Raw genomic sequence first — 16713 nt, forward strand, 5'->3', positions numbered from 1 at the left:
GTACGTCCAGTACGAGGACTTCCGGCCGGCACGCCGAGAGCACGCACCGGACGCCGCTCCTTGACGGGCAAACGTTGCCTGCCGGGGCACTAGCCGAAGCGCTCGATGCGGATGCGCTCGACCGGCTGACCCGCCTCGACCAGCAGGCGGGAGGCGTGCTCGGCGAACCCGTTCGAGCCGCACACATAGGCCTCCCACCCACCCGGAGGCTGCTCGGCCAGGAGCGGCGCCACATGTGCGGCGGCCATACGACCCACGGGTACTCCTGCGGGGGCGCTGCGCGTGAACACGGCCGTCGTCTCCCCGCCCAGCTCCCCGGCGTAGATCAGCTCTTCGGGGCTGCGCGCCGACACCAGCATCCGCAGCGGTACGGCGAGGCCCCGCGCCCGGTGGTGCCGCACCATCGACATCAGCGGTACGACCCCGGAACCGGCCCCCAGCAACAGGGCGGGCCGGTCGCCCGGCCAGGCGAAGAAGCCGCTCAGCGGGCCGCGCACCTCGACCGTGTCACCGGGCCGAGCCACCGCGTGGAACCAGCCCGAGACCTCGCCGCCCGGCACATGGTCCAGGGTCAGCTCGACATGGCCGGAGTCGTTCGGTGCGGACGCGATCGAGTAGTGGCGCTGGGCCACATAGCCGTCCTGCGCGGTAAGCCGCAGCATCAGGTGCTGCCCGGGCAGGTGCCCCGCCCAGTCCGGCACCGCGAGCCGGAACGTGGCCGCGTGCGGCGTCTCGCGCCGGATCTCGGTCAGGGTGGCCGTCTGCCACACCGACGCCGTCTGGTTGCTCACGGCGATGCGGCCGGGCACGGCGAACCGGGTCGCGGGAGTGAAGTGCGTGGTCGCCGTCGTCTCAGTCACCGGAGTACCGCTGTTCCTCCCACGGGTTGCCCCGCTCGTGGTAGCCGTTGCTCTCCCAGAATCCCGGCTCGTCGTGGTCGAGGAGCGTGACGCCGGCGATCCACTTGGCGCTCTTCCAGAAGTACAGGTGCGGCACCAGCAGTCGTGCGGGGCCGCCGTGCTCGGGCGCGAGCGGCTCGCCGTCGTACTCCCAGGCGATCCAGGCGCGTCCACCGGTGAGGTCGGCGAGCGGCAGGTTCGCGGTGTAGCCCGTGTGCGAGTAGGCGATCGCATGGGTGGCGGACCCATGGGGCCGGACCACATCGAAGAACGTGTCCAGCGAGACACCGCCGAACCGCACCCCGAACTTCGACCAGCTGGTCACGCAGTGGATGTCACCCGCGTACGAGGAGGCGGGCAGGGCATGTGCCTGCTCCCAGTCCCAGGTGTGCGGCCGCTCCACCAGTCCGTCGATGCGGAAGGACCAGTCGGCGGGCGTGAGGTCGGGGGTGACCTCGGCGGACAGGACGGGCCAGTCGTCCCCGGCGTCGTACTGCCCCGGTGGCAGCCCCGGATTGGTGACGCGCGGGCGACCCGTGAAGCCTCGGGTGACGTTCATGGTTCAACCGTACGCTGTCGCCACGGGTGCTCCGTCCCAGGTCAGTGCCCCGGCCATGGCGGCCGGACGAACTCTGCGCAGGGGCGGGAATAGCCGCCCCGCGCTCCTCCTTGGCCCTGAATGCCGGCCGGTGCGCCGGTGACAGCACGAGGGAAGTGAGGAAAGACGATGCCCAGGATCGTGATCGAGGTGCCCGCATGAGCGACCTGACGGGGACAGGCACCGGTACGGGCTCCGGCCCCGGCGAGGCGGCGGCCGTCCCGCACGTCCTTGACAACCCCGCCCTCGCTTCCCTGACCGGCCCGCACGCCCACTTCGCGGAGCGGCGCGGTCGCGTGCTGCGCTACCCGCTGGACGTCTCCCCGTGGCTGGCCCTGCCCAGTGAGCCGGACGCGGACGACTGGGCGGACCTCGCCGCGCTGGCCGGCCCCGGCGCCGAGGTGCCGTTGGCCGGATACTGCGGAGAGGTGCCGGACGACTGGGAGGTGACCTTCCGGGCCGAGGGCGTGCAGCTCGTGGACGAGGGCCTCGCCGCCGCACCGGAGGCGGAGGCGGTCCGCCTCGGCCCTGCGGACGTACCCGAGATGCTCGCACTCGTGGCGCGCACCCAGCCCGGCCCCTTCCTGCCGCGCACCGTCGAAATGGGCACCTACCTGGGCATCCGCCGCGCGGGCACCCTGATCGCGATGGCGGGGGAGCGGCTGCATCCGCCGGGCTGGACCGAGATCAGCGCGGTCTGCACCGACCCGGCCTTCCGCGGCGAGGGCCTGGCCACCCGCCTGCTCCGCGCGGTCGCGCACGGCGTCCGGGAGCGCGGCGAGACCCCGTTCCTGCACGCCAGCGCCCGGAACACCAACGCCATCCGGCTGTACGAGTCCCTCGGCTTCCGGCTCCGCCGCCGCACCGCGTTCCTCGCGGCCCGGGCCCCCGAGCACCTGTCGGACGGCCGGGCCGCCGTACCCGTGCCGTGACCTTTCGTCAGTCCGACCCGGCCTCGGACGGCCGGGCGTTGTACCGCTCCAGGTAGGCCGCGAAGCGGATGAGGTCCTCCTCGGGCCAGTCGGTGAGCCGCTCCCGGAAGGCGGTCCGGCGCCTCCGGGTGACCTGCGCGAGGATCTCCTGGCCGGCCTCGGTCAGGTGCAGTACCTGGACCCGGTGGTCCTCCGGGTCCAGGCGCCGCTCGATGAGTCCGGCCCGCTCCAGCGCGGCCACCTGGCGGCTGACCGTGGACTTGTCCAGGGCGTAGTGCGCGGCCAGGTCGGTGGCCCGGCAGCCGTCGTTCTCCTCCAGGTGGCCGAGGAGGGTGTACGACACGAGTGACAGCTCGGGGTGCAGACGTCCCGCCGAGGCCCGGGCCCGGCGGGCGAAGCTCGTCATCTCGCGCTGGATGGTCTCGATGGCCGTCTCCGCTGCTGTCACCGGAATACCTCCTCCGCGATTCTAGTTGTATAGTACAACTTGAATTGGAAGTTGTATAAGCCAACCATTGGAGGTCGCGCCCGATGAGGTCACCAGCGCTGCGCCATGTGCTCACGCACCTGATCACCCCGCTGCTGATGTGCCTGGGTATGGGGCTGGCGTACATGGGGGCCTTCGTGACCCCGGAGCCGAACGACCTGCCCGTCGCCGTCGTCGGCACCGGACCCCAGGCCAAGGTGTTCGCGCAGACCGTCAAGGACACCGCGGGGGACCAGCTCGACGTCCGCACCGTCGCCACCCGCGCCGCAGCCGTCGACCTGCTGAAGTCCCGGGACGTCACCGGTGCCTACGTGCCGAGCACCAAGGCGCCCGAGCTGCTGGTGGCCACCGCCGCCTCCGACATGGGCGCCACGGCCGTCGAGAAGGTCTTCACGCCGGTCGCCGCGAAGGAGGGCGTCCCGCTGAAGGTCACCGACGTGGCCGCGCCGGTCGCCGACGACCCCACCGGCCAGGGCCTGTTCTTCCTGCTGATCGCGCTCAGCATCGGCTCCTACGCCTCGGTCGCCGCACTCGGCGCCGCGGGCGCCACGCTCCCGATGCGGATACGGGCGCTGCTCGCACTCGGTGTCTCCGCCGTGGTCAGCGGCATCGGCGCACTCCTCGCCGGGCCGGTGTTCCACCTCGCCCACCACGGGCTCGGCGGCCTGTGGGGCATGGCGTGGCTCTACTCGGCGGGCATCCTCTTCATCGGCGTCGGCCTGCACACCTTCCTCAAGCGGTGGACCACGCTGACCATGATGGTGCTGTTCGTGATGCTCAATTTCACCAGCTCCGGCGGCCTGTTCCGGCCCGAGCTGCAGAACGGCTTCTTCGGCACCCTGCACGTCTTCTGGAACGGCGCCGGCTTCGTCGAGGGCAGCCGCAGCCTGCTGTACTTCGGCGACGACGGCCTCGCCCGCAACGTGTGGACGCTCGTGGTCTGGCTGCTCGTCGGCCTCGCGCTGACCGCGCTCGCGGCCGCCTGCGAGCGGGCCCGGGCAGCCAGGCCGGCGACCGCTCTTCCCGAGCCCGCACCGAGCGCGGAGCAAGGCCGGCGGAAGGCCGAAGTCGCGGTCGACGAAGAGGCCGAGGCAGAGGCCGAGGAGACGGTCGGCGTCTGAACGGCCGACGTACGCGCAGAAGGGGCGCACCGCCCGGCGACGGACGGCGGCCCCCTCGCCGCGTGCGGCTCACCGACCCCCCGGCCCGACCGTCACCACCCGCGCCCACTCGGGTGGTGCGTCCGGCCGGTACTCGGGGTTGTCCTCGTCCCAGGACCCACCGCCCGGCCGTTGCCGGGGAAACAGGCCCACCACCGTCCGGCACGGTGGCCGCGACTCCGGCCAGGGCGTCTGCCCGTCCGTCAGGACCACGACGACGTCAGGGGCCGGCCGTGCCCGCAGCGCTCGGGTGAAGCCCGTCCGCAGGTCCGTCCCGCCGCCGCCCACCAGCGCGATTCCCTCGGCCCGGCACAGTGGGTGCACGCTCTGGGCGGCCGCGTCGCACGACACCACGGTGACCAGGTCGCGACGGCCGCCCACGGCCCGGGAGATGGCCGCGACTTCGAGGAGCGCGCTGCCCAGTTCGGCGTCGCTGACCGACCCGGACGTGTCGACGACCACGCACACCCGAGGCGGCCTGCGCCGCAGACTCGGCAGGACCGCGCCGGGCAGTCCAGCCGAGCGCCGCGCCGGACGGCCGTAGCTGTAGTCGTCGCCCGAGCCCGCGCCGCAGACCGCCGAGCGCAGCGCCGCACCCAGCAACTCCCGCCAGGGCTGCGGCGGATGGAACGCCTCCTCGGCCCACCGCTGCCACCCCTTGGGTGCGTTGCCCGGCGCGCCGTTGATGCCCTGCGCCACCCGGAAGCGCACCGCGTCCCGTTCCTGCTCGCTGAGCCCGTGGGCGCCGTCCGGCCCCAGGTCCCACTCCCGTTCCAGGCCGTCGGCGCCGCTGCCGCAGTCCAGCCAGGCCAGCTCCTGGTGCCGTCGTCCGAGCCGGAACAGCCGCAGGTAGTTCTCCATCAGCTCGCCCTCGGGCAGCTTCAGTTGCCTGGGTGTGACGGCTCCTTTCGGCCGTACCAGCCCGTCGCCGTACACGTCGTCGTTGATCTCGAGGTCCGCGGCGATGTTCATCCGCAGCCGTTCCCCGCGGCCGTGCAGTCCGCGCTCCCGGGCGACCCGGTCCCCGCGTCCGTGGTGGTCGCGCAGCAGGTGCGCCACCTCGTGCACCCACACCCCGGCGAGATCCTCCACGCAGGTCCGGTCCACGAAGGCCGGTGACACATAGCACCGCCAGTGCCGGTCGACGGCCATCGTCGGCACCTGCCGCGACTCGACGGGGTGCAGCGCGAACAGGGCCGTCGCCAGGTAGGGCCGCACCCGGGCCGCGTGCAGCCGGGCGGCGAAGAGCTTGCCGAGGTCCAGCGTCCCGGGCGCACCGGCCGTCATCGGCGGGCCCCGGTCGCGAACGCGGACCGGCGGGCGGCCTCGTCGGCGCGCCGGGACAGGGAGACCACGCCGGCGAGCCGTTCGATCGCCTCCGGTACGGCCCAGTCCTCCCGGCGCAGGGAGGCCAGCGTGGTGGCGGGGACGACCACCACGTCCGGGGCCCCGGTCTCCATCGCGCGGACCAGCAGCGTCCATGCCGCGTCCCAGCGGGCCCGTTCCGGCCGCTTGCGGATCGCGTCCACCACGCCGTCCAGCACGGCCTGCCGCAGATCCCCGCGCTCGGGCAGCACGGCGCCGGCGGGGTCCGCCAGCAGGGCCTCGGGATCCGGCAGGTCCATCCGGTCCAGGCTCGCCAGCAGCTCAAGGCCCGGCCCGTCCCCGACCGTCCCCCTGACCAGCAGGGACAGCACCTCGCGGGCGGAGCCGGCGGCGGTCGCGAAGGCGATCAGACGCAGGGTCATCTCCCAGCTGCGGGGCGACGGCCAGGCACCGCCCCGGCGGCTCTCACCGCTGGGCAGCCGGTGCACGAGCGCCGGGCGCGCGGTGAGGAATCCGCAGACCGCGCGCCGCGCGAAATCCACGGCCTGAGGGAGCTTCGCCGCGTCGAGCCTGGGCAGGGTGGCCCGGGGCCAGGTCCCGCCCAGGCCGCGTACGACGACGTCGTGGTCGTGCGTCCACTGGAGGTGCACGAACCGGTTGGCCAGGGGCGGGCTCAGTTCCCAGCCGTCGGCGGCCGAGGACCGCGGATTGGCGGCGGCCACGATCCGTACACCGGGCGGCAGCCGCAGCGCGCCGATCCGCCGCTCCAGCACCAGCCGGAGCAGGGCCGCCTGCACGGCGGGCGGCGCCGTGGACAGCTCGTCCAGGAACAGCAGCCCGCGCCCGGCCCGGACCAGCCGCACCGCCCAGTCCGGCGGCGCCATCGGGACCCCCTGCTCCGCCGGGTCATCTCCTACGACGGGCAGCCCCGAGAAGTCGGACGGCTCGTGGACGCTGGCGATCACGGTGGTCAGCGGCAGGTCCAGGGCGCTCGCGAGCTGGGTCAGGGCGGCCGTCTTGCCGATGCCCGGCTCGCCCCACAGCAGCACGGGGAGGTCGGCGGCCACGGCCAGGGTCAGCGCCTCCAGCTGGGTGTCGGCGCGGGGTTCGGTGGTCGCGTCCCGCAGCAGGGCCAACAGGTCGGCGGCGACGTCGAGTTGAGAGGTGTGTGCGGGCGTGTCGGGCATGGCGAAAGGAGTGAAAGAGGGCATATGTGGTCACCTAGGGGTGTGAAGTCGACGGATTGGAACGTGAATTCAGCGGAGGAAGGTCGCCTGACGAGGGCGTCGGCGGTGGCGCCGGGCGGCGCGAGGTTTCGGATCGACAGGGGCGTGGCCGGGACCGACGAGACCCGCCCGGTAGAGCCCGTACGTGATCCGCCGGGCCGCGGCCGCCTCCAGCTCGTCCCGCAGGAGGCCGTCACGCAGCAGCGCGTCCGGACCCAGCAGCCCCTCGACCACGGCCAGCGCGCCGGCGGTGTCGCCGTGGTCCAGGCGTTCGCGGACACCCGAGAGGCAGTCCGGACGCCGGTGCGCCTCGTCGATGGCCTGCAGACAGGGGAGCGGCGGTCCGCCGAGCGCGGCCAGCAGTTCCTCCCGCCGGATCTCCTCCGGAGCGTGGTCCAGCGGGGCCAGCACGCCGTCGGCCAGGCCGATCCGGTGCCTGGCTCCCCGGCACTCCACGAGCCGTGGTGCCCCCGCCGGGTCCGGACGGCGGGGCGGACCGGACGACGCGTGCTCCGGCACGAGCGCGGACGCGACCAGCGGGTGCAGGCGGTCGGGTTCGAGCAGGCCGGCCCGCAGCAGCTCCAGGTCCGGCAGGACCCAGGTCGCCGCGTCGGGCAGGACGGGCAGCGCGGACACGCCGCCCTGCGGGAGCGATGCCGCGACCCGCAGCGACGCTTCCGTCCCACCGTCGTCGTGCCGGAACAGGTCCAGCACGAGTCGGCGCCGGCCGCGGAGCCGCACGACGAAGGGGCCGGCGGACCGCCCCTCGGCGCCGAGCAGGACGGCCGCCTCGGCTGCCCACCGGCCGACGGCACAGCCGAGTCCCGGCGGCACCAGGTCCGGCAGCTCCGGGTCCGTCACCGGTTCGTCGGCCCCGGACCGCACCCGCAGCTCACCGGCCCTGCGCGCGTCCCACAGGTGCCGGTGCAGATCGAGCCGGTAGCGGCGGCTGGGGCGCGGATGCGGATGCGGGGCGGTGCCCGAGCCGGACCCGTCCCACAGCGCGAGGCCGATCCGCTGACCGGCGTCCGCCCAGGCGGGCGGGGTCCGGGCCACCAGGTGCACCGGGCCGCCCCGGGTGCGCCCTTGGCCGTCGTACCGGGCCAGGGTGAGGGTCAGCCCCGGGCGCAGCAGCCCGTCGGGCGCGATCCTCGGCATGTGCCAGCGCAGCAGGTCGGGAGCGAGGTGGCGGAGGTCGGCGCGGACCCGGGCCGCGAGGTCCCGGCCGTGGTCGCGGGCGACGGAACGCAGATCGAGGTCGACGTCGACACCGGCGGCGGCGCACGCCCCCGCCCAGTCCCCGGTGCGGCGGCGGGCGGTCGAGGTCTCGATCATGGACGGCGGCACGGCGAACTCGCGCACGCGCAGCCACAAGGAGAGTCGGGAATCCCCGTACGCGGTCTGAGTGAGCATCAGCACTCACCTTGCGCGGACGGGACCCCCGATCTGTCAGCAGAGTGAGTGGTCATCGCGGCGATCGTAACGGGCCGCACCCCACCGCGCCAGGCAGTTTCGAACTCGGCGCGGACGACGGCCGATCCGGCCACTGGGGTATGGTGGCCGTCCGGCCGCGGACGGTACGCGGCCCCCGGCTGTCGAGGAGGTGAGACCCATTACCGCTGTGTCGGCTGGGGTGCTCTCTCCTTGTGACAGCCTTCTGTGACAGCGCGGACCACCGGCACCGGTGACCGCGAGAGCGCCCTTCGGCTCCAGGTTCCCGAAAGGCTCTCGGCTTCCATGCCCTCCCTGCCCCCGCTCTCCCCTTCCGCCCTCGTCTCCGCGCTGCGCGCCGCCGGGTGCGTCTTTGCCGAGGAAGAGGCGGAGTTGCTCCTCGCCACCGCCCGCACCCCCGAGGAACTGTCCGCGATGGTCGACCGGCGAGCCGCCGGACTTCCGCTCGAACACGTCCTCGGCTGGGCCGAGTTCCACGGTCTGCGCATCGCCGTGGACGAGGGCGTCTTCGTCCCCCGCCGCCGGACCGAGTTCCTGATCGACCAGGCCCTGGCCCAGGCCCCGGACGCACGGGTTCTGGTCGACCTGTGCTGCGGCTCCGGTGCGCTCGGCGCGGCGCTGGCGGCCGCGCTGGGTGCCGTCGAGGTACACGCCGCCGACATCGACCCGGCGGCCGTGCGCTGCGCCCGTCGCAACCTCACCCCCTACGGCGGCCGGGTCCACGTGGGCGACCTGTTCGACGCCCTGCCCACCGGCCTGCGGGGCCGCGTCGGCATCCTCACGGCCAACGTGCCCTACGTCCCCAGCGCCGAGGTGGCGCTCCTCCCGGCGGAGGCCCGCGACCACGAGCCGCAGACCGCTCTCGACGGCGGCGCGGACGGCCTCGACGTGCTGCGCCGGGTGGCCGCCGGTGCCCCGGATTGGCTGGCGCCCGGCGGCTGCCTCCTGACCGAGACCAGCGAACGCCAGGCGCGGGCGGCCGTGGAGGCGTTCAAGCGCGCCGGTCTGACGACCCGTCTGGCGGTGGCGGACGAGGCGTACGCACATGTGGTGGTCGGCGTACTGGAGTAGCGGCTCACTCCAGTTCCTGTGCCCGGGCGATGAGCAGGGCCACGTCGTCATGGTTGTCGGGGTGGTGCAGCGTCCGCAGGAGCAGGTCGCAGGTCTCCTCCAGGGGGCGGGCGGGGTCGTCGAGGAGGGACAGCATGAACTCCAGGCGTTCGTCCAGGGAGTGGCGGCGGGTCTCGACCAGCCCGTCGGTGTAGAACACCAGCTCGTCGCCCGGCTCGAAGTCGACCGTCACGGTGGAGAACTCGACCCCGCCCACGCCCAGCGGGACGCCGGTGGGCAGGTCGAGCAGCTCCGGCGGGTGGCCGGGACGCACCCGGGCCGGGGGGAGGTGTCCGGCGTTGGCGATCCGGCACTGGCGCAGATGCGGGTCGTGGACGGCGTACACGCAGGTGGCGATGGAGTGGTCCAGGGCCGAGGTCGTCTTGTCCAGGTGCTCCAGCAGCAGTGCCGGGTCGAGGCCGAGCGAGGCCAGTGTGGTGGTCGCGGTGCGCAGCTGGCCCATCGTGGCGGCGGCGCTGATGCCGCTGCCCATCACGTCGCCCACCACGAGCGCCGTCCGGCCGCCCTCCAACGGGATGACGTCGAACCAGTCGCCGCCGACCTCGCTTGTGGCGCCCGCCGGCTGGTAACGGGAGGCCACCTCCAGGCCCGTCGTGACCGGCGGGTGGCTGGGCAGCAGGCTGCGCTGCAGGGTGAGCGCGGTGTTGCGGGCGTTCTGGTACCAGCGGGCGTTGTCGATCTGCACGGCCGCGCGGGCCGCCAGCTCCCGGGCCAGCAGGACGTCGTCCTCGTCGAAGGGCACCGGATTGCGGGTGCGCTTGAGATCGAGGGCGCCCAGCACCTCGCCGCGCGCGATCAGCGGCACGGCCAGATACGAGTGCAGGCCCGCCCGGCCCAGCAGCACGGCCGCCTCGGGGGAGCGGGCGATGCGCGGCAGGTCCTCGTCCTTCACGTGTGGCACCAGCACCGCCTCACCCGTACGGACGCACTCGGTGACCAGCCGGTCGGGCCCGTACCTGGCGATCCGGCCGGGCGCGTCGGCGGCCCGGACGGCGTCCGACTCCTGCTCGGCACGCAGCGCCAGGGCCCGGATCACCGCGGACTCCGACGGGCCGAGCGTGCTGGGCCGGCCCTCCACGACCGCGTCCAGCAGATCGACGGCGGCCACGTCGGCCAGCTCGGGCACGGCGACCTCGGCCAGCTCGAAGGCGGTGCGCTCCAGCTCCAGCGTCGTACCGATCCGGGCGGAGGCGTCGGCGATGACGGCGAGCCGACGGCGCGCGTTCTCGGTCTCGATACGCCCTCGGTAGGCCTCGGTGATGTCCACCACCGAGGCCGCGACGCCGAGCACGGTGCCCACCGAGTCCTCCAGCCGGTAGAGCGACACCGACCAGGCGTGGTCCTCGTCCGGATCGGCCGGCGTCCGGCCGATGGTGGACTGGGCGACGAGGGGCACCCCGGTCTCCATGACCCGGCGGGCCGCGCCTTCCAGGGCGTCGACGTCCAGCAGCGGCAGCATCTCGCCGACGGTCCGCCCGACGTGCTCCGCCGCGGGGATGCCGTTGATCTTCTCCAGGGCCGGGTTGACCGAGAGGTACCGCAGGTCCGTGTCGAACACGGCGAACCCGATCGGCGACTGTTTCACCATCCGCTCGGACAGCGCCACGTCCTGTTCGAGGCGGCGCACCGTGGACCGGTCGGCCGCGAGCCCCAGCGCGTACACGTCGCCCTGGTCGTCCAGCAGGCGCATGTTGCGGAACTCCACCAGCCGCGTGCCGCCGTCCTTGACCCGGATGGGGAACGCACCGGCCCAGCTCTGACCGGTCTGCATCACGTCGGCGAACAGCTTGCCGACCAGCTCGATGTGTTCGTCGTGCACCATCAGCCGCGCGGCGAACTGTCCCAGCGCCTCTTGCGCCGAGTAGCCGAACAGGTCCTCCGCCTGGGGGCTCCACAGCACGATCCGGCCCTCGGCGTCGAGCACCACCGACGCCACGCTCAGTACGTCGAGCAGCCCGCTCGGACGTACCGGCCCGCCGCCCTCGGCCACCGGAGCCCCGGCTGCACTCATGCCATGCACCGCCTTCGCCCGTCCGCACGGCACGCCGTCCCCCGTGCCGACTCCCCTTGTTCTATCGCGCTCACACCCGACTTTCCGACGCCGTCGCCGACTATCTCCACCATCTCTCAACACGGCGGCGGACGTCCGCCGAAGTAACCACCCCCGTGACCGACAGGCAAGTCCCCGGGGCCGGGAGAGCTCACCCTGATGTCGTCCATTGGTCTGTACATGACCATCCGCCCCCGTCAGACTGTCCGCCGACCGAGTGTCCCCACCCCCCCCGTTCGAGGAGTCGGCCGTGCCCGCGTCCCCGTCCGTCCGGCAACGTTGTCGCGCAAGTCTCGCCGGACTCGTCACCCTGGCCACCGCCGTCGTCGTGTCCCTCGCCGCACCCGCCCCGGCCTCCGCCGCCGACAACTGGACCGAGACCGGCTCCGACCGCGCCGACCCGCTGACCGAGAGCCAGGGTCTGACCTCGGTGGAGGTCCCCGCGAACAGCCCCAACCGGTACACCGGCATCGGCACCATCCCCATCGGCGTCTCCAGCCGCGGCTGGAACCACGTCGGCGACCCCGACGCCTCGTACAACGGCTACTACATCGAGCCCTACCAACAGGACTCCGGCAACTCGAAGATGTTCCGCGTCCAGGCACCGGGCGGCGCCTGGTCGGAGTACGTCCACACGCTCAGCCCCGGTGAGGCCCTGAACAACTCCTGGGACGCGATCTCGCCGGACGGCCAGTGGATGCTGGCGGGCGAGTGGGGCACCATGAACCGCCTGCTGGTCTTCCCGACCCCCGGCGTCAACCCGGGCACCTCGCCCTCGGCGAACCTCCCGCAGGCCTCCAAGGTGAGCCTCGACCACGCCGTGCGCGACGTCCAGGGCTGCGACTTCTCCGGCCCGACGACCCTGCTGTGCTCCTCGGACGACCCGGACGGCTCCCTCTTCGGCATGACCAAGCCACTGCTCCAGATCGACCTGTCCGCGACCCCGGGCTCGACGGACGTCTCCGGCCATGTCACCGCCCTGCGCCCGCTGCCGCTGCGCAGCTCCTGCTCGGGCACCTTCGAGGCGGAGGGCATCGACTACGACCGCCGGAGCGGCATCCTGCGCGTGATCGTCGTCTCGCCCGGGTTCTGCGTGCTCACGGACAGCAAGACGTACAAGCTCGCGCGCGGCTGAGCCCCCTGCCGCCTCCGGTGCCGCGACAGGTGGTGCGTTTCCGGAAAGTGGTGGTTTTCTGGGGAGGTGGCGTGGTTCGCGGGGAGCCCGCGGTATCGCGCCACCGCCATGAGAGGAGCGATCACGATGGCCCGTGAGCGATCGCACGAGGAGTCCGTCTCCCTCGAGATCAGCGGATGCAGCAAGGAAGACGCCCGGATCGTGTTCGACGCGCTGTGCGAGTGCTTCGAGTCCGACCGGTCCGCCGAGGACGTGCCGCAGCAGCTCCATGAGACGCGCCCGATGGTGTGGCTCGGCACCTTCGAGGTCACCGACACCCACTCCTGCAGGCCGCCCGCCCGGCTCGCGTCCTCCGTCGAGGCGGACGCCCAGGGCAGCTACTGGGCGATCAACCGGCTCCACAGGACGCTGGACTCGCTCTTCACGGTGCGCAACCTCACCTCGGCCTCGGGGGACCAGGAAAGGGAGCTGCACGTCCTGCTCGAAAGCCGGTGACACCGGACCGGCTACCCCAGCCCCGGCCGTACCGCCCCGGCCGCCTGCGCAACGCCGCCGGCCGGGGCGTACTGCGCCTCGCCGTTGCCGAGCGACCAGTCCACCGACTCGTTCTCGGTGACGGTGACGAACACATTGCGCGGCTCGGTGCCCGCGTACGCGTGCGCGAGTTCGGCGATCCGCCGGTACAGCGCCCGCTTCTGGCCGGGCGTGCGCCCTGAGCGCATGGTGATCGCCACGAAGACGATCCCGTCGTCCCGGCGCACCCCCAGGTAGTCGTCGTAACGCACGAGGCTGCCGGCGCCGCCGTGGCCCACCAGGATCTGGAAGCGGTCGTCGGGCGGGACGCCGATCGTCTCCACCAGCGCGTCCTGTACGGCACGGCCGAGAGCGTCGAGACGGTCGCTGTCGGCGCCCAGCGCGTCGATGCGGACGAAAGGCATGGCGGAGTCCCCCTCCGGAGTGGCCCTGTGATCGACCGCCAGTGTACATACTAGTAGTTACAGAGTGACCGGGCTCACCCCGGGGCGGTTATGCAACAAGTTGCACAATGGGTCGGGGTCCTCTACAACAGAGACGACCACACCGCGCACGGAGGGCCCGATGAGCCGTTACCCGCACCTGATGTCCCCGCTCGACCTGGGCTTCACCACGCTGCCCAACCGCGTGCTCATGGGCTCCATGCACGTCGGTCTGGAGGAGGCCGATCGCGGCTTCGAGCGGATGGCGGCGTTCTACGCGGCCCGCGCGCGCGGCGGAGTGGGCCTCATCGTCACCGGCGGCATCGCGCCCAACGACGAGGGCCGGCCGTACGAGGGCGGCGCCAAGCTCACCACCGAGGCGGAGGCCGAACAGCACAAGGCCGTCACCGCGGCCGTCCACCGCGAGGGCGGCCGGATCGCGATGCAGATCCTGCACTTCGGCCGGTACGCCTACCACCAGGACCTGGTCGCCCCGAGCGCCCTGCAGGCCCCGATCAGCCCCTTCGTGCCCCGCGCACTCAGCGACGCCGATGTCGAGCGGACCATCGACGACTACGCCCGCGCCGCCCGCCTCGCCCGGCAGGCCGGGTACGACGGCGTCGAGATCATGGGCTCCGAGGGCTACCTCATCAACGAGTTCATCGCCGCGCAGACCAACCACCGCGAGGACCGCTGGGGCGGCTCCTACGAGAACCGGATGCGCTTCCCCGTCGAGATCGTCCGGCGGGTGCGCGAGGCCGTCGGCGAGGACTTCATCATCGTCTACCGGCTCTCCATGCTGGACCTGGTCCCGGGTGGCTCCTCCCTGGAGGAGGTCGTCACCCTCGCCAAGGCAGTCGAGGCCGCCGGGGCGACGATCATCAACACCGGCATCGGCTGGCACGAGGCGCGTATCCCCACCATCGCCACCTCGGTCCCGCGCGGCGCCTACACCTGGGTCACCAAGAAGCTCATGGGCGAGGTGTCCGTCCCGCTGGTGACGACCAACCGCATCAACACCCCCGAGCTGGCCGAGGAGTTGCTCGCCGACGGCTGTGCGGACATGGTCTCCATGGCCCGCCCGATGCTCGCCGACCCCGACTTCGTCAACAAGGCCGCGGCCGGTACGCCCGAGGCCATCAACACCTGCATCGGCTGCAACCAGGCCTGCCTCGACCACACGTTCAGCGGCAAGATCACCTCCTGCCTGGTCAACCCGCGCGCCTGCCACGAGACGGAACTGGTGCTCTCCCCGACGCGGCTGAAGAAGCGCGTCGCCGTCGTGGGCGCCGGTCCGGCGGGCCTCGCCTGCGCGGTGAGCGCCGCCGAACGCGGCCATGACGTAGTGCTCTTCGACGCCGCGAGCGAGGTCGGCGGCCAGCTGAACGTGGCCCGCAAGGTCCCCGGCAAGCAGGAGTTCGACGAGACGCTGCGCTACTTCCGCCACCAGCTCGACGAGCACGGCGTGGACGTACGCCTCGGCACCTGGGTCACCGCCGAGGACCTGGCCGGCTACGACGAGGTGGTCGTCGCCACCGGCGTCACCCCGCGCACCCCCGACATCCCCGGCGTCGACCACCCCCGCGTCCTCGGCTACCTCGACGTCCTGCGCGACGGCGCCCCCGTCGGCGACCGCGTCGCCGTCCTCGGCGCCGGCGGCATCGGCTTCGACGTCGCCGAGTACCTCACCGACGGCGGCGACAAGGCGAGCGAGGACCCGGAGACGTACTTCCGCAACTGGGGCGTCGACATGGACTACGCGGCACCGGGCGGCCTCGCGGCGCCGCAGCGGCCGGCCCCGCCGCGCACGGTCCACCTGCTCCAGCGCAAGACCACCAAGGTCGGCGCCGGACTCGGCAAGACCACCGGCTGGATCCACCGCACCGAGCTGAAGCACCGCGGCGTGACCATGGTCCCGGGCGTGCGCTACGACCGCATCGACGACGCGGGCCTGCACATCACCGTCGGCGACGAGAGCACGGTCCTGGAGGTCGACACCGTCGTGCTGTGCACCGGCCAGGAGCCGCGCCGCGACCTGTACGAGCAGCTGGTCGCCGCCGGCCGCAGCGCCCACCTGATCGGCGGCGCCGACGTCGCGGCCGAGCTGGACGCCAAGCGGGCCATCAAGCAGGGCACCGAGCTGGCGGCGGCCCTGTAGGCCGTACGCCCGTCCCTAGGATGAGCCCATGTCACTCCCGCACGCCATCCTCACCGCCCTGCTGGAGAAGCCGTCGTCGGGCCTCGAGCTGACCCGCCGGTTCGACAAGTCGATCGGCTACTTCTGGTCCGCGACGCACCAGCAGATCTATCGCGAGCTGGGGAAGCTGGAGGCCGAGGGCTACATCCGCACCCTGCCGGCCGAGCAGCCGGCCCGTGGGCAGAAGAAGAGCTACGAGGTTCTGCCCGCGGGCCGCGCCGAGCTGGCCCGCTGGACCGCCGCCTCCCAGGACCCCAAGCCGCAGCGGGACATCCTGCTGCTGCGGCTGCGCGCCGCGGCGGTGGTCGGCACGGCGGGCCTCGAGGCCGACCTGCGCCGCCATCTGGAGCTGCATCAGCGGCAGTTGGCCGAGTACGAGGAGATCGAGCGGCGCGACTTCCCGCCGGACCGGGCCGCCCCGCACGACCGGCTCCGGCATCTGGTCCTGCGGGCGGGCATCGACCTGGAGACCTTCTGGACCCAGTGGCTGACCCACGCCCTGAAGGAGTTCACCGCCCTGCCCGCCGAGGCGCCGGAACCGACCGGCGACACGTCCGGCTGACGGGGAGGCCTCAGAAGCGGTACGGCTTCGAGCGGCGGCGCAGGAACCAGGCCGTGCCGACGACGCCGGAGGTCACCAGTGCCACGCCGACGCCCAGGGTCAGCGGGCCGTAGTCGCGGGCCGCGCCACCGAGGCCGCCCATCACGCCGCGCGAGGGGGACGCGGCGTGCGTCGACGAGGTCGTGGGGGTGGTGGCGGCCGACACGATCACGGACTGGCTGCCGGCGGTCGCGCCGTTGGAGCAGACCACCACGACCGTGTACGTGCCCGGGCTCACTCCTGACCAGGCAGCGGACTGGCTGATGGTGGTGCCCGACAGGGCCACCTGGCGGCCTTGGGCGAAGTTCGCCTGGCCGCTGCTGAGCAGCGAGGCGGTGCCCCAGTTGCCGTTGTTCTGGACACAGGCGCTCGTGACGACCGAGACCGTGGACCCGGTGGTGCTCACCGAGATTCCCGAGACCGCGGCCGAGGGCCCGGCGAGTGCGGTCGGGAGCGCGGCGGCGGCCGCCAGGGTCAGGCCGGAGCGGAGGAGAAGTCTGGAGTTTCGCATTGGCTGGCCTCCGGCGGCACGGTTGGCGGCACATCCCATGCGCCGCCGAGGG

General features: G+C 73.0%; 16 protein-coding genes. 7 read left to right on the plus strand and 9 right to left on the minus strand.

Features of this window, described 5'->3' with window-relative positions; all coding sequences use genetic code 11:
- Nucleotides 1-89: 89 nt before the first annotated feature.
- A complete protein-coding gene (locus ACWC5O_RS42580; protein ID WP_450592001.1) occupies nt 90-860 on the minus strand; it encodes a ferredoxin reductase in 771 nt (256 codons plus the stop codon).
- Nucleotides 853-1458 (minus strand): sulfite oxidase-like oxidoreductase, encoded by a 606-nt coding sequence (locus tag ACWC5O_RS42585; protein WP_450592000.1) that lies wholly within the window; start codon nt 1456-1458, stop codon nt 853-855. Before ACWC5O_RS42585 ends, ACWC5O_RS42580 begins: the two co-directional genes overlap by 8 nt.
- Before the next feature lie 197 nt (nt 1459-1655).
- On the opposite strand from ACWC5O_RS42585, the gene ACWC5O_RS42590 reads away from it, so the two are divergent.
- On the plus strand, nt 1656-2429 hold the full coding sequence (locus ACWC5O_RS42590; RefSeq protein ID WP_450591999.1) for a GNAT family N-acetyltransferase: 774 nt from the start codon (nt 1656-1658) through the stop codon (nt 2427-2429).
- A 7-nt stretch (nt 2430-2436) separates the two neighbouring features.
- Here the strand turns inward: ACWC5O_RS42590 and ACWC5O_RS42595 are convergent, their stop codons facing one another.
- Nucleotides 2437-2835 (minus strand): MarR family winged helix-turn-helix transcriptional regulator, encoded by a 399-nt coding sequence (locus ACWC5O_RS42595; RefSeq protein WP_450592002.1) that lies wholly within the window; start codon nt 2833-2835, stop codon nt 2437-2439.
- A gap of 125 nt (nt 2836-2960) precedes the next feature.
- Between ACWC5O_RS42595 and ACWC5O_RS42600 the strand changes: the two genes are divergently transcribed.
- Nucleotides 2961-4037, plus strand: coding sequence for a hypothetical protein (locus ACWC5O_RS42600; RefSeq protein ID WP_450591997.1), 1077 nt, complete (start codon nt 2961-2963; stop codon nt 4035-4037).
- Nucleotides 4038-4106: 69 nt separating this feature from the next.
- On the opposite strand, the gene ACWC5O_RS42605 is transcribed toward ACWC5O_RS42600, so the two are convergent.
- The 3 genes from ACWC5O_RS42605 to ACWC5O_RS42615 are packed head-to-tail and all read right to left on the minus strand — an operon-like array spanning nt 4107 to nt 8041.
- Nucleotides 4107-5363, minus strand: a complete 1257-nt coding sequence (locus ACWC5O_RS42605; protein WP_450591995.1) for a vWA domain-containing protein — start codon at nt 5361-5363, stop codon at nt 4107-4109.
- On the minus strand, nt 5360-6613 hold the full coding sequence (locus tag ACWC5O_RS42610) for an AAA family ATPase (RefSeq protein ID WP_450591994.1): 1254 nt from the start codon (nt 6611-6613) through the stop codon (nt 5360-5362). The genes ACWC5O_RS42605 and ACWC5O_RS42610 overlap by 4 nt, the downstream gene beginning before the upstream one ends.
- Before the next feature lie 45 nt (nt 6614-6658).
- Entirely contained in the window at nt 6659-8041 is a 1383-nt protein-coding gene (locus tag ACWC5O_RS42615; RefSeq protein ID WP_450591993.1) for a hypothetical protein, read from the minus strand.
- A gap of 324 nt (nt 8042-8365) precedes the next feature.
- Here ACWC5O_RS42615 and ACWC5O_RS42620 point away from each other — a divergent pair, with 324 nt between their 5' ends.
- On the plus strand, nt 8366-9151 hold the full coding sequence (locus tag ACWC5O_RS42620; protein ID WP_450591992.1) for a putative protein N(5)-glutamine methyltransferase: 786 nt from the start codon (nt 8366-8368) through the stop codon (nt 9149-9151).
- A 4-nt stretch (nt 9152-9155) separates the two neighbouring features.
- Here ACWC5O_RS42620 and ACWC5O_RS42625 read toward each other — a convergent pair whose 3' ends face one another.
- Nucleotides 9156-11222, minus strand: a complete 2067-nt coding sequence (locus tag ACWC5O_RS42625) for a SpoIIE family protein phosphatase (RefSeq protein WP_450591990.1) — start codon at nt 11220-11222, stop codon at nt 9156-9158.
- 289 nt (nt 11223-11511) lie between these two features.
- Between ACWC5O_RS42625 and ACWC5O_RS42630 the strand changes: the two genes are divergently transcribed.
- Both ACWC5O_RS42630 and ACWC5O_RS42635 read left to right on the plus strand, forming a co-directional pair.
- Nucleotides 11512-12396 (plus strand): hypothetical protein, encoded by an 885-nt coding sequence (locus ACWC5O_RS42630; protein ID WP_450591989.1) that lies wholly within the window; start codon nt 11512-11514, stop codon nt 12394-12396.
- A 126-nt stretch (nt 12397-12522) separates the two neighbouring features.
- Nucleotides 12523-12891 (plus strand): hypothetical protein, encoded by a 369-nt coding sequence (locus ACWC5O_RS42635; protein ID WP_450591987.1) that lies wholly within the window; start codon nt 12523-12525, stop codon nt 12889-12891.
- An 11-nt stretch (nt 12892-12902) separates the two neighbouring features.
- On the opposite strand, the gene ACWC5O_RS42640 is transcribed toward ACWC5O_RS42635, so the two are convergent.
- A complete protein-coding gene (locus ACWC5O_RS42640) occupies nt 12903-13334 on the minus strand; it encodes a tautomerase family protein (RefSeq protein ID WP_450591986.1) in 432 nt (143 codons plus the stop codon).
- Between the two features lie 160 nt (nt 13335-13494).
- On the opposite strand from ACWC5O_RS42640, the gene ACWC5O_RS42645 reads away from it, so the two are divergent.
- Both ACWC5O_RS42645 and ACWC5O_RS42650 read left to right on the plus strand, forming a co-directional pair.
- Nucleotides 13495-15510 (plus strand): FAD-dependent oxidoreductase, encoded by a 2016-nt coding sequence (locus tag ACWC5O_RS42645; RefSeq protein ID WP_450591984.1) that lies wholly within the window; start codon nt 13495-13497, stop codon nt 15508-15510.
- 28 nt (nt 15511-15538) lie between these two features.
- On the plus strand, nt 15539-16111 hold the full coding sequence (locus tag ACWC5O_RS42650) for a PadR family transcriptional regulator (RefSeq protein ID WP_450591983.1): 573 nt from the start codon (nt 15539-15541) through the stop codon (nt 16109-16111).
- Between the two features lie 10 nt (nt 16112-16121).
- Here ACWC5O_RS42650 and ACWC5O_RS42655 read toward each other — a convergent pair whose 3' ends face one another.
- A complete protein-coding gene (locus ACWC5O_RS42655) occupies nt 16122-16661 on the minus strand; it encodes a hypothetical protein (RefSeq protein WP_450591982.1) in 540 nt (179 codons plus the stop codon).
- Nucleotides 16662-16713: the final 52 nt, after the last annotated feature.

The sequence above is a fragment of the Streptomyces sp. NPDC001450 genome (assembly GCF_053597295.1).